Origin of the sequence: Streptomyces mutabilis (assembly GCF_014649815.1) — a bacterium.
GTDB lineage: Bacteria > Actinomycetota > Actinomycetes > Streptomycetales > Streptomycetaceae > Streptomyces > Streptomyces mutabilis.
Map to the genome: position 1 here is coordinate 592,309 of NZ_BMTT01000002.1, position 23,522 is coordinate 615,830.

Sequence of the window (23,522 nt, forward strand, 5' to 3'; positions counted from 1 at the left end):
GGCGACCGCGCGGTCGGCGGTGCTCTGCTGCATGACGTACGTGCCTCGCGCGCCGAGGCGTTCATCGCCGGGTCCGCGGATGTGGGTTACCGGCGGTCAGGTTGGGGATCGTACGGTTCTTCCGTGGGGAGTCGGTGCGGGTTCGGGGACGGTCCTGCGCCGGGGGTGTGCAGCCTTGGGGGTTACCTGCCAGTAAGTCACGTTCGTTCCAGTATGGCCGTGACACCCTGACCGCCCGCCGCGCAGACCGAGATCAGTCCGCGTCCCGGGCCCCCGCGTTCGGCGAGCAGCCCGGCCAGCGTCGCCACGATGCGGGCGCCGGTCGCGGCGAAGGGGTGGCCGGTGGCGAGGGAGGAGCCCGCCACGTTCAGGCGTGCGCGGTCCACCGGGGCCAGGCCCCGCTTCTCCCAGGCGGCGAGCGTGGCCAGCACCTGCGACGCGAACGCCTCGTGGATCTCCACCAGGTCGAAGTCCTCGATGCCGAGCCCGGCCCGCTCCAGCATGCGCGGGACGGCGTGCGCCGGGGCCATCAGCAGACCGTCCTCGCCGCCCGCCACGTCGCCGTCGACGAAATCGACGGCCGCCGTCTCGTACGCGGTCAGATACGCCAGCGGTTCCAGTCCCCGCGCCTCGGCCCACTCCTCGCTCGCCAGCAGCACCGTGGCCGCGCCGTCCGTCAGGGGGGTCGAGTTGCCCGCGGTCATCGTGGGGCCGGGGGCGTCCAGGCCGAAGACCGGCTTCAGCGTGGCCAGTTTCTCCACCGTCGAGCCGGGGCGCAGGTTCTGGTCGCGGACCAGGCCCCGGAACGGGACCACCAGGGCCTGGAAAAAACCGCGCTCGTACGCCGCAGCCAGCCGCCGGTGACTGGTGGCCGCCAGTTCGTCCTGCGCCTCGCGGGTGATGCCCCAGGCGCGGGCGGTGACCGCGGCGTGCTCGCCCATCGGCAGGCCGGTGCGCGGCTCGGCGTTGCGCGGGATGTCGGGGACCAGGTGGGCCGGGCGGATCTTCGCCAGCGCCTTGACCCGGCCGCCGGGTGACTTGGCCCGGCGGGCTTCCAACAGGATGCGGCGCAGACGGTCGTTGACGCCGAGCGGCGCGTCGCTGGCCGTGTCGGCGCCACCCGCGACGGCCGACTCGGTCTGGCCGAGAGCGATCTTGTTGGCGGCGGCGATCACGGCCTGGAGTCCGGTGCCGCAGGCCTGCTGGACGTCGTACGCGGGGGTGCGCGGGTCCAGTGCGGAGCCGAGGACCGTCTCGCGGGCGAGGTTGTAGTCGCGGCTGTGCTTGAGGACCGCGCCGGCCACGAACTCGCCGACCGCGCCCGGTTCCGTCAGGCCGTGGCGCTCGGCCAGGCCGTCGAGGGCCGCGGTGAGCATCTCCCGGTTGGACGCGGTGGCGTACGGCCCGTCGGAGCGGGCGAAGGGGACGCGCGCACCGCCGATGATCGCGACGCGACGCGCCCGGGGCGGCTCCAGAGGGCTCATCTCGACCTGCTCCTCACCCGCGACATAGGCTTACCTACGGTAACCTTACTCTAGAGTAAGCAGCAGTGGCACTCACGCTCACGACACAGCCGTTGGGGAGACAGGACATGGCCGACCGCTATCTCAGCTTCGCCGGCACCGCACCCGGCCGTTTCCTCACCCACCGCCTCGGCCTGCCGCAGCCCGCGGAGCTGCGGCGCGACGCCCTCGACGGCGGGCTGCTGCACCTGACGGCCGGCAGGACGGACCTCGACCTCGCGCCCGTACTGGGCCGGACCGGCCTCGGCCCGGACGACGACGGGCGTCCCGCCGCCGTCGTCCTCGACGCCACCGGCGTCCGCGACGTCGACGCGCTCGCCGAGGTGCACGCCGCGCTCCACCCCGTCGTACGGTCCGTCGCCGTGAGCGGCCGGGTGGTGGTGCTCGGCGCTCCGCTCGACCCCGACGACCACCACCAGGCCGCCGTGCAACAGGCGTTGGAGGGCTTCACGCGCTCGCTGGGCAAGGAGATCGGCCGCGGCAGGACGGTCAATCTGGTCCGGCTCGCCGACGCGGCCGCCGCCGAGTCCACGCTCCGTTTCCTCCTCTCCCCCGCCTCCGCCTACGTCAGCGGCCAGGTGATCGAGGTCGGCCCCGCGACCGACTCCCCGGCCGCCGTCCCCGACGACCCCGAACACCCCCTCGCCGGGCGCACCGCGCTGGTCACCGGCGCCGCGCGCGGTATCGGCGCGGCGGTCGCCGGGATGCTCGCCGGGCAGGGCGCCCGGGTCGTGGTCCTCGACGTGCCGCAGGCCGAACGGGAGGCGCGCGGGCTCGCCGAACGCCTCGGCGGCACCTCCCTCGCCCTCGACATCACGGCCGCCGACGCGGGCGAACGCATCGCCGCCGCCGTGCCCGGCGGGCTCGACGTCCTGATCCACAACGCGGGCGTCACCCGCGACCGGCGACTGGTCAACATGCCCGCCGACCGGTGGAGTTCGGTCCTCGACGTCAACCTCGCGAGCGTCCTGCGGACCACGGACGCGCTGCTCGCGGCGGGGGCGGTCAACCGGGGCGGCCGGATCGTGGCGACGGCCTCGATCGCGGGGCTCGCGGGCAACGCGGGACAGACCAACTACGGCGCGAGCAAGGCGGGGATCGTCGGCATGGTCCGCTCGCTCGCGCCGCGCGCGCTGAGGGAACACGGGGTGACGGTGAACGCGGTGGCGCCTGGCTTCATCGAGACGAAGATGACGGCGGCGGTCCCGCTGTTCATCCGCGAGGCCGGCCGCCGCATGAACTCCCTCGCCCAGGGCGGCCTGCCGGCCGACGTCGCCGAGACCACCGCCTGGCTCGCCCACCCGGCCTCGGGCTCGGTCAACGGCCAGGTCGTGCGGGTCTGCGGCCAGAGCCTGTTGGGGGCGTGATGACCGTTCCGACCGCCTCGACCGGCACGCTCGCCGGCGTTCCGTCCCTGCCGCCGCTCCTCCTGCGCGGCGCCCTGCTCTCGCCCCTCAAGCGCCCCCGCCCGGACGCCGACTTCCCCCGTACCCGACTGGTGCTGCCCGGCCTGCGCGTGGACCTCGCGCGGCTGGCGGCGTACGAGAGGGTGTGCGGGTTCCCGACGGGCGCCGACGCGCTGCCCGTGACCTACCCGCACGTGCTGGGCTTCCCCGTCGCCATGCGACTGATGAGCGGCCGGGCCTTCCCGCTGCCGCTGCTCGGGCTCGTCCACACGTCGATCGGCATCACCCGGCGGGCCGCCCTGCCCGCTACCGGGGAATACGAACTCTCCGCGTACGTCGAGGGCCTGTCCCCGCACCGGCGCGGCACCGAGGCCCGTGTGGTGACGGAGCTGCGGGCCGGGGGGCGGGCCGAGCCCGTGTGGGAGTCGCGCAGCACGTACCTGGCGAGGCACCGGGTGGACGGGAGCGCGGCGCCACGGGACGGCGAACCGGCCGCCGCCGACACGCAGGACCACGACCCGACCGCCGCGAACGCACAGCACTGCGACCCGACCGCCGCGAACGCCGGCCCGCTGCCCGTCAGGGCCGAGTGGCGCCTCGCCGGTGACGTCGGACGGCGCTACGGTGCCGCCTCCGGCGACCGCAACCCGATCCACCTGCATCCCTTCACCGCCCGCCTGTTCGGCTTCCCGCGGGCCGTCGCGCACGGCATGTGGACCGTGGCCCGGTGTCTCGCCGAGCACGGGACGCCGGACGCGGCCGTGGTGCGGGCGGATTTCCGGGCGCCGGTGCTGCTGCCGGGGACGGTGGTGTACGGGGACGGGGACGGGAGGTTCGAGCTGCGCGGCGGCGGCGACGGACGGCGGCAGCACCTGCGCGGTGAGGTCGTGCCCTACCCGGCCTGAGCCGCCGGTACCGACGGGGCCACCGGCGCCTGCTCCGGATCCGCCTCCGGGTCCTCCGGCGCCACCCAGGGCCGGCCCGCCATCAGGTCGCCCAGGCCCGCCCAGGCGAAGTTCATCAGGGTCGCCGCCGCCTGCTTGGCGGTGACGCCCTCGGTGGCGCCGGCCCAGTCGGCGAGCGACTCGGCCGCACCGACCAGCGCCTCGGCCAGTCCCGCGACCTCCCCCTCGGGCAGGTGCGGGCGGCGGTGCGCGTCCCGTGCGGCGGCGGCGATCAGCTGCGTCACGAAGGCCACGATGTCCTCGCGCATCGCGGCGACCTCGGCGGCGAACCGCTCGCCGTGGGTGCGGGCGTGGAGGTGCAGCACCCGCCAGGCGTCCGGGTTCCGCGCGGTGTGGGTGAAGAACGCCCGCAGTCCCGACCAGAGTTGTCCGTCGGCCGGGAGCCCTGGGCACACGCCTGCCCGCACCGCCTCGGTCAGGGCCCGCGCCTCGCGCCGGATGCAGGCGCTGAACAGGTCGTCCTTGGAGTTCAGGTACAGGTACACCAGCGGCTTGGAGACACCCGCCAGTTCGGCGATCTCGTCCATCGACGCCGCCATGTACCCGCGTTGCCCGAAGATCCGCACGGCGGCGTCCAGCATCTGCTGCTCACGGACCGCCCGCGGCATCCGCTTGGTCTTCCCATCACCCATGCGCATCAGCGTACGGTCCGCGCGGCCGTGATCAGGACGTCCGCGCTCCGGCGGCCTCCCAGGCCGCCTCGATCATCCGGAAGATCTCGTCCACCGCCGCCCGGGGGTCGTCCGCCTCACGGGCCAGCGCGCGGGCGTCGACCACGAACCTCGCGACCGCCCGGCAGGCCGTCGTGGTCCCCGGCAGGCCGAGGTCGGCGGCGAGGGCCGCCGCCAGCGAGTCCGCGTGGCGCAGCATCATCGACTCCTCGTACTGCCGCAACGCGGGTGAGGCGTCGATCATGCGCCAGACCGGGGCGGCGCCGGGCGCCGCGCAGTGCGCCACCAGGGCCTGTACCTCGCGGCGCAGCGCGGACATGAGGGGCTCGTCCGGTGCCCGTCCGGTGACCGCCTCGGTGAGGCGCCGCTCGAAGTCCGTGTCCCGCTCGAACACCAGGGCCTCTTTGGAGGCGAAGTGGGCGAAGAGCGTGGTGACGGCCACATCCGCCTCTGCGGCCACGTCACGGATGCCCACCGCGTCGTATCCGCGTTCCAGGAAGAGCCGCAGGGCGGTGTCGGCGATCTTCTGTCGGGTCGCGGCCTTCTTGCGCTCACGGCGTCCGGTCGGCACGGTCATACGCCAACGCTATCAGGTACGAACCTGAAACCGTTCCAAAACACTAACGGTTAGTGTTATGTTCGGCGGCATGAGGAAAGTGAGCTTCGCCGAGTTCGGCGGCCCGGACGTCCTGGAACTCCTGGATGCCGAGGAGCCCCACGCGGGCCCCGGCCAGGTACGCATCGCCGTGCGGGCGGCGGGGGTGAACCCCGTCGACTGGAGACTCCGCGAGGGCCAGGTCCTGGGGGCCCATCCGCTCGAGCTGCCCGCCGGTCTCGGGCTGGACGCCGCCGGGGTGGTGGACGAGGTCGGCGAGGGCGTCGGCGGGGTCGGGGTCGGCGACCCGGTGTTCGGTGAGGGCTTCGCCACCTACGCCGATTTCGCCGTGCTGTCGGCCTGGGCCCGTATGCCCGAGGGCCTTACGTTCGAGGAGGCTGCCGGATATCCGTCCGTGGTGGAGACCGCGCTGCGCGTCATCCGCGAGGTCGGTGTACGACCCGGGCAGACACTGCTCGTGAGCGGCGCGTCCGGGGGAGTGGGATCGGCGGTGCTGCAGATCGCCCGCGACCGCGGCATCCCGGTGATCGGCACGGCCGGTGCCGCGAACCAGGACTACCTGCGGGACCTGGGCGCCGTTCCCACCACCTACGGCGAGGGCTGGGTCGAACGGGTGCGACGGCTCGGGCACGTCGACGCGGCTCTCGACCTGGCGGGCTCGGGAGTGATCCGCGAGCTCGTCGAGCTGACCGGGGACCCGCGGAGGGTGGTCTCCATCGCCGACCTCGGCGCCCCGGAGTACGGTGTCCGGTTCTCCGGGGTGGCCGGGAGCGTGCCGGACGCGCTCGCCGAGGCCGTCGGCCTGATAGCGCGGGGCAGGCTCCACATCCCGGTCGAGAAGGCGTACCCGCTCGCCGATGCCGCGGCGGCGCACATCGACAGTCAGGCAGGTCACACGCGCGGGCGCCGGGTCCTGATCGTCTGAGGGACGGGGCGCGGGCGCGAAAACGGGCTGCCCCCCTTCCGGAACGGGTTCGCTCCGGAAGGGGGACAGCCCTTGGTCGTCCTGGTCGTCCCGCTCGTTCCGATGGTGCGCGGGACGCCGGTCGGCGATCAGGCGGCGACGGCCACCGGCTGCGGGTCGTCCGCGTCGACGGGCGTCATGGCGACGCTGTTGAACTTGTCGCGGTCGAGGATGTTCTCCCGTGCGGCCACGATCAGCGGTGCCACGACCTGCCCGGCCACGTTGGTCGCCGTGCGCATCATGTCCAGGATCGGGTCGATCGCGAGGAGCAGACCGACGCCCTCCATGGGCAGGCCCAGCGTGGACAGGGTCAGGGTCAGCATCACCGTGGCACCGGTGAGGCCCGCCGTGGCGGCGGAGCCGACCACCGAGACGAAGGCGATCAGGAGGTAGTCGCCGACGCCGAGGTCGATGCCGAAGATCTGCGCGACGAAGATCGCGGCGATCGCCGGGTAGATCGCGGCGCAGCCGTCCATCTTGGTCGTCGCGCCGAACGGCACCGCGAAGGACGCGTACTCCTTCGGGACACCGAGGCGCTCGGTGACCTTCTGGGTCAGCGGCATGGTGCCGACGGACGAGCGGGAGACGAAGGCCAGCTGGATCGCGGGCCAGGCGCCCTTGAAGAACTGCAGCGGGTTGACCTTGGCGACGGTGGCGAGCAGCACCGGGTAGACCACGAACAGCACGATCGCGCAGCCGACGTAGATGTCGGCGGTGAAGGTGGCGTACTTGCCGAGCAGGTCCCAGCCGTAGGTGGCGATGGCCTTGCCGATGAGGCCGATCGTGCCGATCGGGGCGAGGCGGATGACCCACCACAGGGCCTTCTGGAGGAGTTCGAGGATCGACTCGCTCAGGTTGAGGATCGGCTGGGCCTTCTCGCCGAGCTGGAGGGCGGCGATACCGGCGACGGCGGCCATGAAGACGATCTGCAGGACGTTCAGCTCGGTGAACGGCGTGATGACGTCGGTCGGCACGATGCCGGTCAGGAAGTCGAGCCAGGAACCGGTGTGCTCGGGCTTGGCGCCGTCGGCCGGGGTGAGGCCGGTACCGGCGCCGGGGTTGGTGACCAGGCCGATGGCCAGGCCGATGGCGACCGCGATCAGCGACGTGACCATGAACCAGAGAAGGGTGCGGGACGCCAGGCGGGCCGCGTTGTTGACCTTCCGCAGGTTGGTGATCGACACCAGGATCGCGAAGAAGACGAGCGGTGCGACGGCCAGCTTCAGCAGGCCGATGAAGATGTCACCGACCTTCTCCAGCGTGGTGACCAGCCAGGATATGTCCTGACTGCGGGCCAGCCAGCCCAGCAGTACACCGAGGACGAGGCCGGCGAGTATCTGGGCCCAGAAGGGCGCCTTGAAGGACTTCTTGACCGGAGACCCGGCGGAAGACTTCGCGGGCGATGAAGAGGACACGGACAGACTCCGTAGGGGGACGGGACGCGGGGACGGACGCGCAGGGCTGACGTGGAGAACGACGGGATGTGGGGGAACGTCAGGGGCGACAGTTCGCGGACGCGCACCGACAGAGGTCCACGTGCAGGCGCGCCACGAGCGCGAGGCTCGGCGGTGTGTGGGGCGCGGCTGCGTGCTTCATGCACACGACTTTAACACCTGTGCTTTGAGACCCCCAAAGCCTCACTTTGACAGGCAAGACGGACTCAGCGCCCGTAAAACGCAGATCGCCCCGGTTTCCTGTGAAACGAGGAAACCGGGGCGTACGTGTGTGACGGACTGCGTGTGACGGACGTTACGAGGTCTGTTCCTGCGCCCGTGCCGTGTCGTCGGCGACGTCCTCCTGGCCGCGATTGGCGTCCAGGTTGGCCTTCATGCGGTCGACCCGGTTCACGACCTGCACCGAGGCCCGGTCCCGCTCCTTGCGCAGCGCCACGTAGCTGATGGGCGCGGAGATCAGCAGGGCGAGCAGGATGATCCACATGCCGTTGGAGTCGCCGAGACCGCGCGGGAACACGCCGACGTACACGAGCCCCCAGACGGCCACGAGGCAGCCGACGAAGATCCCGAGGCGCATCAGCGTGTAGCGGAGCATCTCAATCCACTCTTCCGTTTCTGGCACAAAGAGGCACTGCCCAGTGAAACATGCCGGGCTCCGGCCCTTGCACGGGGGTGCGGTCAGGCCAGCGGCAGCAGCATGAAGACGTCGTCCCGGTCGTCGCCGGGCGCGACCCGGATCGCGCCGGGCACCCGGCCGACCTCCTTGTAGCCGCAGGACTCGTAGAACCGCTCCAGGCCGAGGCCGCCCCGGCAGGTGAGCCGGATCGCCTCGATGCCGTCGAGGGTGCGGGCCGCGTCCGCGGCGGCGGCCATCAGGTCCCGGCCGTATCCCCGGCCCTGGTGGCGCGGGTGGACCATCACCGTGTAGAGCCACAGCCAGTGGGTCATCAGCCGATGGGTGTTCAGCGTGAGGAACGCGGTGGCGGCCACCCGGCCGGTCTCATCGTGTCCGACGAGGAGGCGGGTGCGGCCCTCGGCCATGGCGACCATGTGCTTGACCAGCTCGGCGCGGATGTCCTCGCGGACGGCGGGCGGGACGAAGCCCACGGAGCCGCCCGCGTCCGTGACGTCGGCCCACAGGTCGAGTACGCCGTCGCGCAGGGCCGGGGTGAGGGCGGGATCGAACGTGAAGGTAAGGGACACATAGCAATAGTAACCATTACCTCAGGGCTCGGGCAGCCACTCCCAGGTCCGAGAGCAGCCCTTGGTACGCCCCGTCCCGGTCCTCGGCGCGCAGCACGGCCGAGGGGTGCACCGTCGGCACGAGCCGCTCGGGACGCCCGTTGATCTCCTCCTCCAGCACCGTGCCGCGCACCCGCGTGACCCGGAACGAGGAGCCGAGCAGCGCCTTGCCGGCCGTGGCGCCGAGCACCACGATCAGTTCGGGTTCGACCTGGGCCAGTTCGGCGGCCAGCCAGGGGCCGCAGGCGGTCGTCTCGCGCAGGGTGGGCGCCTTGTGGATGCGGCGCTTGCGGGGCTCGGACCGCGTGAACTTGAAGTGCTTGACGGCGTTGGTCACGTACGCGTCCGCCGGGTCGATGCCGGCTTCCTCCAGCGCCCGGTCGAGGAGCCTCCCGGCGGGGCCGACGAAGGGTTCTCCCTGCCGGTCCTCCTGGTCGCCGGGCTGCTCACCGACGAGCATGAGACGGGCGGTCGCCTTGCCGGCGCCGAACACCGTCTGGGTGGCGTCCCGGTGCAGGGGGCAGCCACGGCAGTCGGCTGCCGCCCGGCGCAGGGCCGGGAGGCCGCCGCGGTCCGGAACGAAGGGCTCTGCCGTGTAGGCGTCCTCTGGAGTCTCGGTGCCGACCATGCGGTCCGACTACCCGCCGTGGGGGGGGGGCGGATCCATGTCGGGTGCGGGTTGGGTGTGGCTGGTCGCGCAGTGCCCACTCACCCGCGCCCCGGGAACTCACACCCGCATCGGCTGCGGCGACTCCCGACGCGCCGGGTCGGGACCGTCGTACTCCCGAATGATCTCGTACCGCGTGTTCCGCTCCACCGGCCGGAACCCGGCGTCGCGGATCAGGTCGAGCAGGTCGTCCCGCGTCAGCTTGTTCGGCGTGCCGAAGTCGTCCGCGTCGTGCGTGATCTTGTACTCGACGACCGAGCCGTCCATGTCGTCGGCGCCGTGCTGGAGGGCGAGCTGCGCGGTCTGGAGGCCGTGCATGACCCAGAAGACCTTGACGTGCGGGACGTTGTCGAAGAGGAGCCGCGAGACCGCGAAGGTCTTCAGCGCCTCCGCGCCGGTCGCCATCTGGGTGCGGGCCTGGAGCCAGTTGCGGACCTTGCCGTCCCTCATGTCCACGAAGTCGTGCTGGTAGCGCAGCGGGATGAAGACCTGGAAGCCGCCCGTCTCGTCCTGGAGCTCACGCAGCCGCAGCACGTGGTCCACGCGGTGGCGGGGCTCCTCGATGTGGCCGTAGAGCATGGTGCACGGGGTCTTGAGACCCTTCTCGTGCGCCAGGCGGTGGATGCGCGACCAGTCCTCCCAGTGGGTGCGGTGGTCGACGATGTGCTGCCGCACCTCCCAGTCGAAGATCTCGGCGCCGCCACCGGTCAGGGACTCCAGACCGGCGTCGATCAGTTCGTCGAGGATGTCGGATGCGGACATCCCGGAGATCGTCTCGAAGTGGTGGATCTCGGTGGCGGTGAACGCCTTGAGCGACACGTTCGGCAGCGCGGCCTTCAGCTCCCGCAGCGAGCGCGGGTAGTAGCGCCACGGCAGGTTCGGGTGCAGGCCGTTGACGATGTGCAGCTCGGTGAGGTTCTCGCCCTCCATCTCCTTGGCGAGCTTCACCGCCTCCTCGATGCGCATCGTGTACGCGTCCTTCTCCCCCGGCTTGCGCTGGAAGGAGCAGTACGCGCAGGACGCGGTGCACACGTTGGTCATGTTGAGGTGGCGGTTGACGTTGAAGTGGACGACGTCGCCGTTCTTCCGCGTCCGCACCTCGTGCGCGAGGCCGCCGAGCCAGGCCAGGTCGTCCGACTCGTACAGCGCGATGCCGTCCTCGCGGGTCAGCCGCTCACCGGAGCGGACCTTCTGCTCCAGCTCCCGCTTGAGCCCGGCGTCCATGCGATACCTCTTTCTCCGACAGGGGCCGTCAGACCCCGTAAACCGTACGCCCCGCGCCCTACACCTCTTCGGGCAGCTCGCCCACCCTGTTCTCCCACTTGGTGGACAGGATGATGGTGGTACGGGTCCGGGAGACGCCCTTCGTCCCCGACAGCCGCCGGATGATGCTCTCCAGGCCGTCCACGTCGGTGGCCCGCACCTTGAGCATGTAGGAGTCGTCGCCGGCGATGAACCAGCAGTCCTCGATCTCCCGCAGGTCCTTGAGCCGCTGCGCCACGTCCTCGTGGTCGGCGGCGTCGGAGAGCGAGATGCCGATCAGGGCGGTGACGCCCAGACCGAGCGAGGCGGCGTCCACGGTGGCGCGGTAGCCGGTGATGACCCCGGCCGCCTCCAGCCGGTTGATGCGGTCGGTGACGCTGGGCCCCGACAGTCCGACGAGGCGCCCCAGCTCCGCGTAGGAGGCCCGGCCGTTCTCCCTCAGGGCCTGGATGAGCTGCCTGTCCACCGCGTCCATGCGATCGAAGCCTTCCACTGAAGAGGTCTGACGATGTGGGTAACAAACGTGTGGGGGGAGGTGGTACTCGCGTGATGCTCGGTCGGTGCTCAGTCGGCGGGGCGCGCCCCGCCGAGGTCGCCGCTCCAGCGGCGGTAGAGGCCGTGTCCGACGCCCGCCGCGTCGAGGACGCGTCCGGCGACGAAGTCGACCAGGTCCTGGATGTGCGTCGCCCCCGCGTAGAAGGCCGGTGAGGCGGGCACCACGGCCGCGCCCGCGTCGTCCAGTGTCACCAGGTGCCTGAGGGTCCGGCCGTCCAGCGGGGTCTCCCGTACGGCCACGACCAGCTTGCGGCGCTCCTTCAGGGTCACGCTCGCCGCCCGCTGCAGCAGGTCCTTCGACAGCCCGAGGGCGACGCCCGCCACGCAGGCCGTCGACGCGGGCACGATCAGCATGCCCCTGACGGGGTACGAGCCCGAGGACGGCCCGGCCGCGAGGTCGCCCGCGCTCCAGTGCCGTACCCGGTCGCCGGAGACGTCCACGTCGAACGTGTCGGGCTTCCCGTCGGCCCCGCGCGCGAGCCAGGCGCGCAGGTCGTCCCGCCAGTGGGCGTCCCGGAAGGAGATGCCGGTCTCGTCGAGCAGGGTGAGCCGCGAGGCCCGGCTGACCACCAGGTCGACGCTCTCACCGGCGGCGAGCAACGCGCGCAGCACCGCTGCCGCGTAGGGCGTACCGGATGCCCCCGACACCCCCACGATCCAAGGCGTGCGCTGGGTCTGTCCTGGCTTCATGATGCTGAGCCTAGTCGCAGGCTCAGGGTTTTCAGACCGTGAGCCCCCGCACCAGCAGATCCAGCAGCGCGCACACGAACAGCGCGATGCCGATGAAGCCGTTGACGCTGAAGAACGCCCTGTTCAGGCGGGTCAAGTCATGGGGGCGCACGATGGTGTGCTCGTAGCCGAAGGCGCCCGCGACGATGAGCAGGCCGAGCCAGAAGAAGACACCCGCGTCGGTGGCGACGGCGTACCAGACGAACAGGGCCGTGGTGACCGTGTGGCAGGCGCGGGCGCCCCGGATGGCGGCGGGGATGCCGAAGCGGGCCGGGACCGACTTCACGCCGACCCGCCGGTCGGTCTCGACGTCCTGGCAGGCGTAGATCAGGTCGAAGCCGCCGATCCAGATGCCGACCGCGAGGCCGAGGATCACGGCGTCCCAGGACCAGCTGCCGGTGATCGCCAGCCAGCCGCCGATCGGGCCCATCGCCTGGGCGAGTCCGAGGATGGCCTGCGGGAAGTTCGTGAACCGCTTGCCGTAGGGGTAGACCACCATCGGGACGACGGCGATGGGGGCGAGGGCGAGGCAGAGCGGGTTGAGCAGGGCCGCCGCGCCCAGGAAGACGACCAGGGCGATCAGCGCGCCGGTCCAGGCGTGCTTGACCGACATGGCGCCGGTGACCAGTTCGCGGTGGGCGGTGCGCGGATTGCGGGCGTCGATCTCGCGGTCGATGATCCGGTTGACCGCCATCGCGAAGGTGCGCAGGCCCACCATCGCGACGGTGACCAGGAGCAGCCGGCCCCAGTGGATGTTCGCGTCCCACTCGTACATCGCGGTCAGCGCGGCGATGTAGGCGAAGGGCAGGGCGAAGACCGAGTGCTCGATCATCACCAGGCGCAGGAACGCCTTGGTGCGCCCCGGCTGCTGCGGCAGCGCGGCGGAAGCCGACGTCACAGTCCGTACTCCTTCCAGCGGCGGTCGACCTTCGCCGCCGTCTCCGGGTCGGACAGCACCATGTCCGGCCAGCCCCCGTCTCGCGTGTACCCCTCCTCGGGCAGCTTCTTCGTGGCGTCGATGCCGGCCTTGCCGCCCCAGAACTGCTGGTAGGAGGCGTGGTCGAGGTGGTCGACCGGGCCTTCGACGACGGTGAGGTCGCGGGCGTAGTCGGTGTTGCCGAGCGCCCGCCAGGCGACCTCGTGCAGGTCGTGGACGTCGCAGTCGGAGTCGACGACCACGATCAGTTTGGTCAGGGACATCATGTGCGCGCCCCAGATGGCGTGCATCACCTTCTGGGCGTGCTTGGGGTACTTCTTGTCGATCGAGACGATCGCGCAGTTGTGGAAGCCGCCGGCCTCGGGGAGGTGGTAGTCCACGATGTCCGGGACGATGATCTTGAGGAGCGGAAGAAAGAACCGCTCCGTGGCCCGGCCCAGCGGGCCGTCCTCCGTCGGGGGCCGCCCGACCACGATCGACTGGAGCAGCGGACGCTTCCGCATCGTCACGCAGTCGATCCTCAGGGCGGGGAAGGGCTCCTGCGGGGTGTAGAAGCCGGTGTGGTCGCCGAAGGGGCCCTCGGGGAGCATCTCGCCGGGCTCCAGCCAGCCCTCGATGACGACCTCCGCCTGCGCGGGGACCTGGAGCGGGACCGTCTTGCAGTCGACCATCTCGATCCGCTTGCCCTGCAGGAACCCGGCGAAGAGGTACTCGTCGATGTCGCCGGGGAGCGGGGCGGTGGAGGCGTACGTCACGGCGGGCGGGCAGCCGAAGGCGATGGCGACCGGCAGGCGCTCGCCGCGCCGGGCGGCGACCTGGTAGTGGTTCCGGCTGTCCTTGTGGATCTGCCAGTGCATGCCGATGGTGCGCTTGTCGTGGCGCTGGAGCCGGTACAGACCCAGGTTGCGGATGCCCGTCTCCGGGTCCTTGGTGTGGGTGAGCCCGAGGTTGAAGAAGGAGCCGCCGTCGTCCGGCCAGGTGAAGAGGGCGGGGAGCCGTTCGAGGTCCACGTCGTCGCCGTGCAGGACGACCTCCTGGACAGGGGCGCTGTCGCCCTTCACCTTCTTCGGCGGTACGTGCGTCATCGCGCCGAGCTTGCCGAAGGCCTCGCGGATGCCGACGAAGCCCTGGGGCAGCTCGGGCTTCAGCAGCCCGCCGATCTTGTCCGAGATGTCGGAGTACGACTTCAGGCCGAGGGCCTTGAGCAGGCGCCGGTCGGTGCCGAAGACGTTCATCGCGAGGGGCATGTCGGAGCCCTTCACGTTCTCGAAGAGGAGAGCGGGGCCACCGGCCTTGTTCACCCGGTCGACGATCTCCCCGACCTCCAGGTACGGGTCCACCTCGACCTTGACGCGCTTGAGGTCGCCGTCGCGCTCCAGGGCCCTGAGCAGGGAGCGAAGATCGTCGTAAGCCATGCGGTCCAGTATCCCCGAGCGGCTACCCTGGCCCTGTACCGACCCTGTACCCCACCGCTTCGCTGGAGAGGCTCATGCTTCGGGTGCTGATGTTCCTGATCCCACTGGCATTGAGCGTCTACGCGTTCATCGACTGCATCAGCACGAAGGACGACGACATCCGCCACATGCCCAAGCCGCTGTGGGCGATCCTCGTGCTGCTGTTCCCGCTGGTCGGGTCGATCTCCTGGATCATCGCCGGCAAGAAGCGGCAGCCGGCCGGCTCGTCGCCCTGGCAGGGCGGCGGGCGGCGGCAGTGGGTGGCGCCGGACGACAATCCCGACTTCCTGAAGTCCTTGGGCAAGGACGACGAGAAGGGCGGGGACAGGGACGCGGACGGGGACGGGCGCGAGGACCGTCAGAAGGACGAGGACCCCCGGGCCGACTGAACGCCCTACGAGCGGACGGTGCGCTATGCGCCGAGGGCGTTCAGGAAGTTCCGGACGGCCTCGACGACGGGCGCCCCCACGTCTCCCACCAGCACCGCGATACCCGACACCGCCGCGAGCACGTTCCGAAGACGCGTGGGGTCGCTCCCGTCGGCCGCCTCCAGTTCCGGCAGGCACTGGTCGATCACCTGCCGGTCGGCGTCCGAGAGGTGCGTGCGCAGGTCCTGGACGGCCTCGATCATCCGGGCGCGGGCGACTGCGGGGTCCGCGGGTCCGTAGTTGTGGACGATGCCCGTGTTGTTGTCGCCGTACTGGCTGACCCGGTCGCCGAAGTGCATGTCCCCGCTCATCGCCTCACCCCTGTGTTGCCGTTGCCGATCTGCTGGATCCTGTCGCCGACGTGGAAGTTCTCCACCGAGACCTGGAACTCCGCGCCGGGGTCGTCGATCGCGTCCATGATCTTGACGACGAGGTCGTCCACGACCGCGCGGTCCTCGCTCGCCACCAGGGTGGCCGGGTTTCCGGACGTCTCGATCACCAACGCGTACAGCAGCTTGCGGGTCAGGATCTCGTACAGGGCGAAGGCCAGGAGCAGATAGAAGATGATTCCGCAGATGCGTACCGCGTAGCCGAGGAAGGTAACGAAGCCCCACGAGGGCAGTGCGTCAAGGATCGCAATGAGGATGACGCCGAACAGGGTCATTCCCACGCCACCGGCGAGGAACTTCAGCGTTTCGCCGGTACGACGGGTCGGTATCTCGACGGTCTTCGCCCGAGCGATGTTCTGCAGCGGGTAGGCGTCGTCGCGCAGCCACAGCACGCGACGGCTGACACGCACGTCGACGGTTTCTCTTCCCTGCACCAAGCCCCCAGCCCCCGTTTTTTACCACTCCTTGACACACTAGGGTGACCAACTCCCGACAGCAACAAGGCGATCCGGCCATCTACGGTCCGCAAGCGGCGGAGCACGGCCGGCCACGCCCGTGCCTCAGGAGCGGGCCCAGCGCTGCACGGCGGAGCCGTCGCACTTCTGCATCATGACCGTGCCGCCCACCCTGGACTCCTCCATGCGCTTGCCGGTGTTGGGGGCGACCACCGAGCCGTTCGGGCCGAAGCGCCACTCCTGGCCGCTCTGCGAGCCGCAGTATCCGGTGTGGAGCGCGCCGTAGCTGCTCAGGCAGTTGCCGGTCGCCTTGTTGACGATCCGGTAGGTGCCGGAGGACGTGCCCTGGAGGTTCCAGACGGCTGCCTCGGCGGCGCAGGAGCCGGGGCGGACGCTGCCGGGGGCGGCGTACCGGCCGCCGACGCCACCCACGGGAAGCCGCATCTTTGGCACGAAAGGTCCAAGTGCGATGCTGCACGCGTCGGGTGAACGCGGTCAGCCGCGTCCCGTCAGCGTCTTGATCCCGGCCGGGGACAGAGCCCGGTCGAAGGCCCGTACGTCGCGCACGGCGCCGGGGAAGAAGTCGCGGGGCTCCCCGCCGAAGGACGCGCGGCCGATCATGAAGGCGCCGGTGGCGGGCATCGGGTCGGGGTCCTCGACGACGGCCTCCTGCACGCCGTCGACGTACAGCAGCAGCTTGCGGGCCTCGCCGTCGCAGACGCCGGCCAGGTGGGTCCAGACGTGCGCGGCGGGGGCGGTGCGGGCGACGGCGCGACGGCCGGGGCGGGCGAAGGCCCAGCCCTTGTCCTCGCTGGAGTACTGGAGGTAGAAGCCGCTGGCGCCGCCGCTCTCCTGGCTGACGGCGGTGGCGAAGATGCCCGGTACGGCGGCCAGGCGGACCCAGGCCGCGACCGTGAAACTCCGGCCCGCTCCCGTCTTCAGCACCGGGCCGTCGGTCACGATCTGGCTGCCGGCCCCGTCGAAGGCGGCGCCGGCCCCGCCGGGCTGCCAGGCGACGGCGGTCGCGGTGCCGTCGTGCCCGCCGGCGGTGTCCCGCGCGATCGCGCCGGAGGTCTCGTCGAGGGGCCAGCGACCGACGGGGCGGGGCAGGCGCGGGCCGGCGGTGGAGGGCGAGGGTGACGGCGCGGGCGTGACGCCGGTCCCCTGTGAGGTGGCCGAGCGGTTGAGCCAGAATCCCGTTCCGACGCCGAGCGCGGCGATCGCGCCCGCGCCGGAGAGCAGGAACGCCCGCCGGCCGCGGTCGCCCCCGCGCGGGTCCGGCGCGGCGGGGCGCACGTCCTGTGCACCGGGCGCCGACGGCCCCACGGCCTCCACCCGGGTCGCCGGGGGCACGGCGGCGGGCGGGGTGACCTCGGTGGGCCGGGCGGGAGCCGGGGCGGCCCCGGTGGGTGTCGCGTCCGTGCCGGTCGGGCGGAGGCCCGGGTTCCAGTGGCCGGCGAGCGGGAGGGCCACCGTGGTCTCGCCGACGTACGGGCCGATCCGGGCGAGGATCTCGCGCGGGGTCGGCCGGCGGGCAGGGTCCTTGACGAGGCAGTCGTCGACGAGGGCGCGCAGGACCGGGTCGGTGACGGCGTCCACGTCGGGGGCGTTGTGCACGACGCGGTAGAGGAGCGCGGGGGTCGGTCCGCCGCCGAACGGGTTGGCGCCGGTCGCCGCGTGGGCCAGGACCGCGCCCAGGCAGAAGACGTCGCTGGCCCAGGTCACCTCGTCCCCGTTGACCTGCTCGGGGGACATGAATCCCGGCGAGCCCGCCATGTGCCCGGTGCCGGTGATCGATTCGGCGTCGACGCTGCGCGCGATGCCGAAGTCGATGACGCGCGGCCCGTCCTCGGCGAGGAGGACGTTGGACGGCTTGAGGTCGCGGTGGACGAGGTGCGCGGCGTGGATGGACACCAGCGCCTCGGCCAGCCCGGCCGCCAGCGCGAGCACCGCCCCCGGCTCGAACGGCCCCCGCTCGGCGACCGCCCGCTCCAGCGACGGCCCGGCGATGTAGCTGGTGACCAGCCAGGGCCGGGGCGCGTCCGGGTCGGCGTCGACGACGGGAGCGGTGAAGGCGCCGCTGACCGTCCGGGCCGCCTGCACCTCGCGGCGGAAGCGCTGGCGGAACTCCGGCCTGCGCAGCAGCTCGGCGTGGACCACTTTGACCGCGACGAGCCGGCCGCCCGGCGATCGGCCGAGGTAGACCCGGCCCATGCCGCCCACGCCCAGTCGGCTCAGCAACCGGTACTCCCCGACGGAGCGCGGATCGTCGGGTTCCAGCGCTGACACAGATGCCTCCCGGCGTGCGGTCCCTCCCCGTATCCGTCTCTCCGTACGGGCAGTGCCAGCATAGGGGCGGCTCTCAGCCGGTGGCCGCGGTGGACCTCTCGACGGCTTTTGGGGTCACCGGGGTGAAGAAGTTGACCAGGTTGCCGTCGGGGTCGCGGAACAGGAAGGCACGGTTGCCCCAGGGCATCGTCGTGGGCTCCTTGACGATGTCGTCGACGAATCCGGTCAGGTCGCGGTGCACGGCGTCCACGTCGTCGACGAGGAACTCGATGACGGCGCTGCGGTTGTCGGCCGGGTGGGCGGAGCCGGGTGCGAAGAGCGGCACCGTCCGTGTGCTGCCGATCGCGAGGGTGCCGGAGCCGGTGCGGAGTTCGGCGAAGTCCTCGGTGTACCGGTTCGCCTTCACTCCGGTGACGCGCTCGTAGAAGTCGACGAGGCGGTCGACGTCGCTCGTGATGACGCGGATCGAGACGAGGTTCATGGGTTCGCTCCTGGTCGGTCGGGGCTGTCTTGAGGCGCACGCTAGGAGCGATGTAGGACAGCTGCCGACCGCCGTTCCGGCGTCGAGACCCGAGGTCGCCGCGCCGAACTCGTTCTCGTCCCCGCCGATCCTCGTGGTACTCCTCACTCCTCCGACGCGTCAATGATCGAAGCGGCGGGTGCCGGCTCCGAGGGCCGCGCATAGGCTGCGGACCGATGACCACCGACGACCGCCGCCGTCTCCGCACCGTGGACCTGGCCCGCACGGCCGGTCTCTCGACTCAGCAGATCCGCAACTACGAGGACGCCGGTGTCCTCCCCGCAGCCGAGCGGACGGAGTCCGGGTACCGGGTCTTCGGCGAGCGGCACCGGCAGGCGTTGCTGACGTACCGGACGCTCCAGAACGGCTACGGGCCGGTGACGGCGACGCGGATCATGCGGACCGTGCACGAGGGGGACGTTTCCGGCGCGCTCGCCCTCGTGGACGCCGCGCACGCCGCCCTGCACGGGGAGCGGGGCTCGCTGCGGGCCGCGCGCGAGGCGCTGGAGGCGCTGGATGCGCAGGGGGCGGAACCGGTGCCGGGCAACGGTGGCCTGCGCATCGGTGAGGTGGCCGCGCTGGTCGGCGTACGGACGTCGGCGCTGCGGGTGTGGGAGGCGGCGGGGCTGCTCACGCCCGGACGGGAACGCGGGACCGGGTACCGCGTGTACGCCCCGGCCGACGTGCGCGACGCACGGGTCGTGCACACGCTGCGCCGCAGCCACTACCCGTTCGAGCAGATCCGTCCGGTCCTGGACGGCCTGCGGCGGGAGGGCGGCGGCGAGGGGCTGCGAACGGCGATCGCCGCCCGGGAACAGGCGGTCACCGCCCGCACACGGGCCGCCCTGAAGGGCGCCGGCCGGCTGCACACGTATCTGACTTGCACCGACGACACCCTGCGTGGTTAATGGATCACTTACTGACGGCCCCTCAGCCGACGGAGGCTCAGGAAAACATGGAGAGTGCCCCGCACCAGGAGTTCCAGCCACCCGGCCAGAGAACCCAGCCACCGGGCCAGTACGACATCCCGCCGCCGCCCGCCGTGCCACCGCGGACCGTCCGGGCCGTCGACCTGCGGGTCGGCAAGCGGCTGCTGTGGGTCGGCGCGGCGGCGTACCCCCTGCAGAACATCACCCGGGTGTACACCTTCACCATGATGCCCCGGCGCAAGGAGGCCACGCTGCGGTTCCTGAAGCGCACGGCGCTGATCCTGTCGGTGGCCTTCGCGCTGACGATCGTCGCCGGGCTGACGGCGATCGCGGACAGCTCGATGGCCGGCGGCATCCTCACCTTCGTGTGGATCGGGGCCGTCGCGGCGCTGGTGTTCAGCATCGTGGATCTGTTCTCCGTGCTGTCGGCACCGGCCCAGTACGTCCTGGCGGTGGAGACGTCCGGGCCGTCCATCGCGATGGTGACCAGCTCCGACCCGCACCAGCTGGACCGACTCGTCGCGCCCATCGTGCAGGCCATCGAGAATCCCGAGGCGGAGTTCCACGTCGAGGTCGAGCAGCTCCTGGTCAACCCCAGCAACTACTACTTCGGCGACAACGTCAACATGTACGGCGGATCGGGAAACGTAGGGATGGGGAAATCTTGAGCGGCGACAACTACTACTTCGGCGACAGCGTCTCGATGCACGGCGGCCTCGGCAACACCGGCATCGTCAAGAACCAGGCGGCGCCCGCCGCGACGGAGGCGTCGCCCGCCCTGGAGGCGGCGATCCAGCAGCTGGTCGAGCTGCTCGACGAGCTGCGTGCACAGGTGCCGCCGGCCAGCGCGCGGTCCCTCGACGACTGCCTGCCGGACATCACCGCGGCTCCCGGCGTCCAGCCGCAGCAGCGGCACCGCGCCCTGATGGCGGTGGCGGGCATCGCCGCCACGGTGGGAGCGGTCGGCCAGCCCGTCGTCGAGGCGGTGAACAGCGTCCTCGCGCTGCTCGGCGGTTGACGGCAGTTCTTCGTACCGTCGTTCGAGGGGCCATCCGTTCCGTTGAACCGTGCCGACACAGCAGGTGCACGGCCGCGGGCTCGTCATTCCCTTGGTCGGGTCTGTACATCTGCGAACGGAGACCCCTCGTGCGACTGACCGACATCCACCGCTGCGAGATCCGGCCCGGGCGCCTCGTCGAGTGGACGCTCAGTCCGGCGACCGTCGAGGTCGCGGCAGCGCTGCCCGAGGACGCGCGGCCGCCTGCGTACATCCAGGAGTCGCACATCCGGACGGCCCGGTCGGTCCGCGACGACGGTCTCTTCGTGCCGACCTGGCTCGGCGCGGCCTTCGACATCCCCGGCCCGGTCGACCTCGACGCGCTCCAGGAGGCGTTGCGCGCCTGGACGCTGCGGCACGAGACGCTGCGCAGCGGCTTCCGGTGGGGCGGGGGGAGCGGGGACCCGATGCGGCGTTTCACCCTCGACGCGGACGCGGTGTCCCTGCACCGCGAGGACGTCGGCGACTTCCCGGACGCGACGGAACTGGCCCGCCACCTCCAGGACCGCTTCGACGGCGTCGCCGACGCGCTGCGCTGGCCCAACCTCATCTACACGGCGGTCGTCCGCGACGACGGCGTCAGCGTCTACATGGCCTTCGACCACAGCAACGTCGACGCCTACTCCATCTACCGCATCCCCGCCGAGATCGACGAGTTGTACGCGGCCGGCGTCGAGGGCCGGTCCGTGCCGCGGCCCCGGGTCGGCAGCTACGTCGACTTCTGCGAGGCCGAGCGGGCGGACGCCGACCGGATCGACGGCGACCACGACATCGTGGGCCGCTGGCGGGAGTTCATCCGGCGGTGCGACGGGCGGCTGCCCTCCTTCCCCGTCGACCTCGGCCTGGAGCCGGGCGGCCCGCTGCCCGAGCAGAAGCTGTTGCGCGGGCCACTGGTGGACGCGGCCGACGCCGCCGCGTTCGAGGCGTACTGCCGCCCCTACGGCGGCAGCCTGGTCGGTGTCCTGGCCGCCACCGCGCGAGTCGTCCACGAGATCGGGGGTGAGCCCGTCTACCGCACCGTCGTGCCGTTCCACACCCGGTCGCGGTCCCAGTGGTCGGAGTCCGTGGGCTGGTACGTGGGCGGCGCGCCGATCGAGGTCCCCGTGGCGAGGGTCCACGACTTCACGGACGCCCTGCGCACCGTCCGCGCCCAGCTCCAGGCCAACCGGCGGATGTCCCGCATGCCGATCGACCGGGTGCTGCGCCTGCTCGGCACGGACTTCCGGCCCACCTCGCCCGACCTGTACTCGATCGTCTCCTACGTCGACGCCCGCGACGTCCCCGGTTCCGGCCGCTGGCCGGACCGGACGGCGTACGCCCTGCTGCGCGTGTCGTACGGCGACCAGGTGTGCGCGTGGGTCACCCGGCTCCCGGAGGGCCTGTGGTTCGCCGCCCGCCATCCGGACACCGACATCGCGCACAAGAACCTGAACCTGTACGTGGAGCGGCTGCGGGACATCGTCGCGGGCGTCGCCCGCGCCCGCCCCTAGGGGCGCTGACCCGCCCGGTCCACCACGGCCCGCTCCAGGACGGCGAAGCGTCCGGTCACCTCGCCCTTCTCGAAGCCCCAGGACAAGTCCTCGACGGCCACCTCGCGCTCGCCCAGGAACTCCTTGGTCTCCCGGTCGAAGATGAGCTCGACGCGCTCCCCGTCGTCGATCCGGGCGACCGCGACACCGTGCCGGCCGGCCGCGTCGACGGCGTCGTCGACGACGAAGACGCCGCGGATCCTCGCCGCGGCCCGGTAGAGCGCGGCGGCCTGGGCGGGCGGCATCAGGGACTCGCGGGCGAGGTCGCCGACGAGGACGAAGTTCGCCTCGTCCTTGCTGTCGCTCCCCTCGCTGACGCTGTCCAGCCACTCGTACATGGCGTCCGGGTCGGTGGGGAGGGTCTGGAGGTGGCGGTAGTCGGTGCTGGACGGGACGCCGGGGGCCGGCTTCTCCAGCGGTGCGTGGTCGGACCGGTCGAAGGGCGAGTGCAGCATGCCCTCCCGCGAGCCGTCCACCGACAGCCAGACCTCGCGCTGGTGGACGGGCTGGAGCCGCGCGGGCCCGTCGCCTTCCTGCACCGTCCAGCCGCCCTCGCTCTTGATGTACACGAACTGGTCGTCCCTGATGCCGGCCGGCGCCGGCGTCCGCTCCGCCGCCAGCGCGATGTCCTCCAGGAGGGCCACCGCCTCCTTCGAGGCGGGTGGTGCGGACTCGTCGGTCGGCAGGGCGACGGTGAGGGCGGCGACCACCGCCGTGACGGCCGCGGCCACCAGGGCGGGCCGCTTCCACCGGGACGGCCCGCGGGCGGGAGTCGGAGCGGGAGCGGACGGTGCCGTGCGCCGGATCTCGGTCATCAAGTGCTCCTTGAGGAGTCGGTGACGGCCCGGCGGGAGGTCGTGTTCGGGAAGGCGGGTCATCGGTTTCCCTCCGTGATGGGCCTGACCGCGGGGCCGCGGTCACCTTTCAGCTGTCCGCGCTCCCCGGGGGGTTCCGTGTATCTCGCGAGCTTCGTCCGTGCGCGGGAGAGCCGGGACCGCACGGTGCCCACGGGCACCCCGAGGGCGTCGGCGGCGGCGCGGTAGTCCAGGCCCGACCACACGCACAGCGCCAGCACCTCCCGCTCGGCCCGCCGCAGCCGTGCCAGGGCGGTCCGTACGAGCGCCAGTTGCGCGGTGTCGTCCACCCGGCCCGCGACCTCGTCGGCGAAGTCGCGTACGGACTCGTCGCGGGGCAGCCGGGCGACGGCGGCGGCGTGCCGACGGGCGGCGCGGCGGGTGTTGCGCGTGACGTTGGTGGCGATGCCCAGCAGCCAGGGCCGCAGGGAGCCGCCCTCCTCGTCGACGCGCCCGCGCAGCCGCCAGGCGTCCAGGAACGTCAGCGAGACGACGTCCTCGGCGCTCGCCCAGTCACCGGTGAGGCGGAAGGCGTGGTTGTAGACGGAGCGTGCGTACGCGTCGAAGAGATCACCGAATGCGTCGTGGTCCCCCGCGCGGACGCGGTTCCGCAGATTCGTATCCAC

Annotated in this window: 28 protein-coding genes; 8 read left to right on the plus strand and 20 right to left on the minus strand. The window is 71.8% G+C overall.

From position 1 onward, the window contains the following. Positions 1-197: 197 nt before the first annotated feature. Positions 198-1,484, minus strand: coding sequence for an acetyl-CoA C-acetyltransferase (locus tag IE142_RS06940; RefSeq protein ID WP_191884848.1), 1,287 nt, complete (start codon positions 1,482-1,484; stop codon positions 198-200). A gap of 107 nt (positions 1,485-1,591) precedes the next feature. Here IE142_RS06940 and IE142_RS06945 point away from each other — a divergent pair, with 107 nt between their 5' ends. Together IE142_RS06945 and IE142_RS06950 are read left to right on the plus strand one after the other, a co-directional pair. Beyond that, positions 1,592-2,890 carry a 3-oxoacyl-ACP reductase gene (locus IE142_RS06945; protein WP_191884849.1) on the plus strand — a complete coding sequence of 433 codons (1,299 nt, stop codon included), beginning with the start codon at positions 1,592-1,594 and terminating at the stop codon, positions 2,888-2,890. Then, on the plus strand, positions 2,890-3,834 hold the full coding sequence (locus tag IE142_RS06950; RefSeq protein WP_191884850.1) for a MaoC/PaaZ C-terminal domain-containing protein: 945 nt from the start codon (positions 2,890-2,892) through the stop codon (positions 3,832-3,834). The genes IE142_RS06945 and IE142_RS06950 overlap by 1 nt, the downstream gene beginning before the upstream one ends. On the opposite strand, the gene IE142_RS06955 is transcribed toward IE142_RS06950, so the two are convergent. Then, positions 3,822-4,526, minus strand: a complete 705-nt coding sequence (locus IE142_RS06955; RefSeq protein ID WP_191884851.1) for a TetR/AcrR family transcriptional regulator — start codon at positions 4,524-4,526, stop codon at positions 3,822-3,824. The two genes, IE142_RS06950 and IE142_RS06955, sit on opposite strands and share 13 nt — an antisense overlap. A 31-nt stretch (positions 4,527-4,557) precedes the next feature. Continuing rightward, complete coding sequence (locus IE142_RS06960; protein ID WP_191884852.1) at positions 4,558-5,142, minus strand: TetR/AcrR family transcriptional regulator; 585 nt, start codon at positions 5,140-5,142, stop codon at positions 4,558-4,560. Positions 5,143-5,212: 70 nt separating this feature from the next. On the opposite strand from IE142_RS06960, the gene IE142_RS06965 reads away from it, so the two are divergent. Next, positions 5,213-6,106, plus strand: coding sequence for an NADP-dependent oxidoreductase (locus tag IE142_RS06965; RefSeq protein ID WP_191884853.1), 894 nt, complete (start codon positions 5,213-5,215; stop codon positions 6,104-6,106). 128 nt (positions 6,107-6,234) lie between these two features. On the opposite strand, the gene IE142_RS06970 is transcribed toward IE142_RS06965, so the two are convergent. The 10 genes from IE142_RS06970 to IE142_RS07010 form a co-directional block, all read right to left on the minus strand. Next, positions 6,235-7,560, minus strand: coding sequence for a dicarboxylate/amino acid:cation symporter (locus IE142_RS06970; RefSeq protein WP_191884854.1), 1,326 nt, complete (start codon positions 7,558-7,560; stop codon positions 6,235-6,237). A gap of 79 nt (positions 7,561-7,639) precedes the next feature. Next, entirely contained in the window at positions 7,640-7,741 is a 102-nt protein-coding gene (locus tag IE142_RS37620) for a putative leader peptide (protein WP_328287003.1), read from the minus strand. 153 nt (positions 7,742-7,894) lie between these two features. Then, on the minus strand, positions 7,895-8,194 hold the full coding sequence (locus IE142_RS06975) for a DUF4229 domain-containing protein (protein ID WP_191884855.1): 300 nt from the start codon (positions 8,192-8,194) through the stop codon (positions 7,895-7,897). Positions 8,195-8,277: 83 nt separating this feature from the next. Beyond that, on the minus strand, positions 8,278-8,802 hold the full coding sequence (locus IE142_RS06980; protein WP_191884856.1) for a GNAT family N-acetyltransferase: 525 nt from the start codon (positions 8,800-8,802) through the stop codon (positions 8,278-8,280). A gap of 16 nt (positions 8,803-8,818) precedes the next feature. Continuing rightward, on the minus strand, positions 8,819-9,469 hold the full coding sequence (locus tag IE142_RS06985; RefSeq protein ID WP_191884857.1) for a UdgX family uracil-DNA binding protein: 651 nt from the start codon (positions 9,467-9,469) through the stop codon (positions 8,819-8,821). Between the two features lie 99 nt (positions 9,470-9,568). Beyond that, complete coding sequence (gene mqnE, locus IE142_RS06990) at positions 9,569-10,732, minus strand: aminofutalosine synthase MqnE (RefSeq protein ID WP_191884858.1); 1,164 nt, start codon at positions 10,730-10,732, stop codon at positions 9,569-9,571. A gap of 58 nt (positions 10,733-10,790) precedes the next feature. Further along, complete coding sequence (locus IE142_RS06995; protein ID WP_043381382.1) at positions 10,791-11,246, minus strand: Lrp/AsnC family transcriptional regulator; 456 nt, start codon at positions 11,244-11,246, stop codon at positions 10,791-10,793. Positions 11,247-11,335: 89 nt separating this feature from the next. Next, the gene (locus IE142_RS07000) at positions 11,336-12,016 is read right to left on the minus strand and encodes a UbiX family flavin prenyltransferase (RefSeq protein ID WP_191884859.1); all 681 of its coding nucleotides are present in this window, start codon (positions 12,014-12,016) and stop codon (positions 11,336-11,338) included. 31 nt (positions 12,017-12,047) lie between these two features. Next, positions 12,048-12,953, minus strand: coding sequence for a menaquinone biosynthesis prenyltransferase MqnP (mqnP, locus tag IE142_RS07005; RefSeq protein WP_191884860.1), 906 nt, complete (start codon positions 12,951-12,953; stop codon positions 12,048-12,050). Beyond that, entirely contained in the window at positions 12,950-14,407 is a 1,458-nt protein-coding gene (locus IE142_RS07010) for a menaquinone biosynthesis decarboxylase (protein WP_191884861.1), read from the minus strand. Before IE142_RS07010 ends, mqnP begins: the two co-directional genes overlap by 4 nt. 74 nt (positions 14,408-14,481) lie before the next feature. Between IE142_RS07010 and IE142_RS07015 the strand changes: the two genes are divergently transcribed. Further along, on the plus strand, positions 14,482-14,835 hold the full coding sequence (locus IE142_RS07015) for a PLD nuclease N-terminal domain-containing protein (RefSeq protein WP_191884862.1): 354 nt from the start codon (positions 14,482-14,484) through the stop codon (positions 14,833-14,835). A 23-nt stretch (positions 14,836-14,858) separates the two neighbouring features. On the opposite strand, the gene IE142_RS07020 is transcribed toward IE142_RS07015, so the two are convergent. The 5 genes from IE142_RS07020 to IE142_RS07040 all read right to left on the minus strand — a co-directional run bounded on the left by IE142_RS07020 (position 14,859) and on the right by IE142_RS07040 (position 18,488). Then, on the minus strand, positions 14,859-15,185 hold the full coding sequence (locus tag IE142_RS07020; protein WP_191884863.1) for a hypothetical protein: 327 nt from the start codon (positions 15,183-15,185) through the stop codon (positions 14,859-14,861). Beyond that, on the minus strand, positions 15,182-15,673 hold the full coding sequence (locus tag IE142_RS07025; RefSeq protein WP_141658514.1) for a DUF6232 family protein: 492 nt from the start codon (positions 15,671-15,673) through the stop codon (positions 15,182-15,184). Before IE142_RS07025 ends, IE142_RS07020 begins: the two co-directional genes overlap by 4 nt. Before the next feature lie 150 nt (positions 15,674-15,823). Then, positions 15,824-16,162 (minus strand): RICIN domain-containing protein, encoded by a 339-nt coding sequence (locus IE142_RS07030; RefSeq protein WP_191884864.1) that lies wholly within the window; start codon positions 16,160-16,162, stop codon positions 15,824-15,826. A 51-nt stretch (positions 16,163-16,213) separates the two neighbouring features. Further along, positions 16,214-18,007 carry a protein kinase domain-containing protein gene (locus tag IE142_RS07035; RefSeq protein WP_191884865.1) on the minus strand — a complete coding sequence of 598 codons (1,794 nt, stop codon included), beginning with the start codon at positions 18,005-18,007 and terminating at the stop codon, positions 16,214-16,216. A 73-nt stretch (positions 18,008-18,080) separates the two neighbouring features. Beyond that, positions 18,081-18,488: a VOC family protein gene (locus IE142_RS07040; protein WP_191884866.1), complete on the minus strand. Its 408-nt coding sequence runs from the start codon at positions 18,486-18,488 to the stop codon at positions 18,081-18,083. A gap of 215 nt (positions 18,489-18,703) precedes the next feature. Between IE142_RS07040 and IE142_RS07045 the strand changes: the two genes are divergently transcribed. The 4 genes from IE142_RS07045 to IE142_RS07060 all read left to right on the plus strand — a co-directional run bounded on the left by IE142_RS07045 (position 18,704) and on the right by IE142_RS07060 (position 22,003). Next, entirely contained in the window at positions 18,704-19,435 is a 732-nt protein-coding gene (locus tag IE142_RS07045) for a MerR family transcriptional regulator (protein WP_191884867.1), read from the plus strand. A 47-nt stretch (positions 19,436-19,482) separates the two neighbouring features. Next, positions 19,483-20,124: a DUF6232 family protein gene (locus tag IE142_RS07050; protein ID WP_191884868.1), complete on the plus strand. Its 642-nt coding sequence runs from the start codon at positions 19,483-19,485 to the stop codon at positions 20,122-20,124. Next, complete coding sequence (locus tag IE142_RS07055; protein ID WP_191884869.1) at positions 20,121-20,474, plus strand: hypothetical protein; 354 nt, start codon at positions 20,121-20,123, stop codon at positions 20,472-20,474. Before IE142_RS07050 ends, IE142_RS07055 begins: the two co-directional genes overlap by 4 nt. Before the next feature lie 128 nt (positions 20,475-20,602). Then, positions 20,603-22,003 carry a condensation domain-containing protein gene (locus IE142_RS07060; RefSeq protein ID WP_191884870.1) on the plus strand — a complete coding sequence of 467 codons (1,401 nt, stop codon included), beginning with the start codon at positions 20,603-20,605 and terminating at the stop codon, positions 22,001-22,003. Here the strand turns inward: IE142_RS07060 and IE142_RS07065 are convergent. Together IE142_RS07065 and IE142_RS07070 are read right to left on the minus strand one after the other, a co-directional pair. Further along, complete coding sequence (locus IE142_RS07065; protein WP_043381412.1) at positions 22,000-22,920, minus strand: CU044_5270 family protein; 921 nt, start codon at positions 22,918-22,920, stop codon at positions 22,000-22,002. The two genes, IE142_RS07060 and IE142_RS07065, sit on opposite strands and share 4 nt — an antisense overlap. Further along, the gene (locus IE142_RS07070; RefSeq protein ID WP_052412290.1) at positions 22,917-23,522 is read right to left on the minus strand and encodes an RNA polymerase sigma factor; all 606 of its coding nucleotides are present in this window, start codon (positions 23,520-23,522) and stop codon (positions 22,917-22,919) included. The genes IE142_RS07065 and IE142_RS07070 overlap by 4 nt, the downstream gene beginning before the upstream one ends.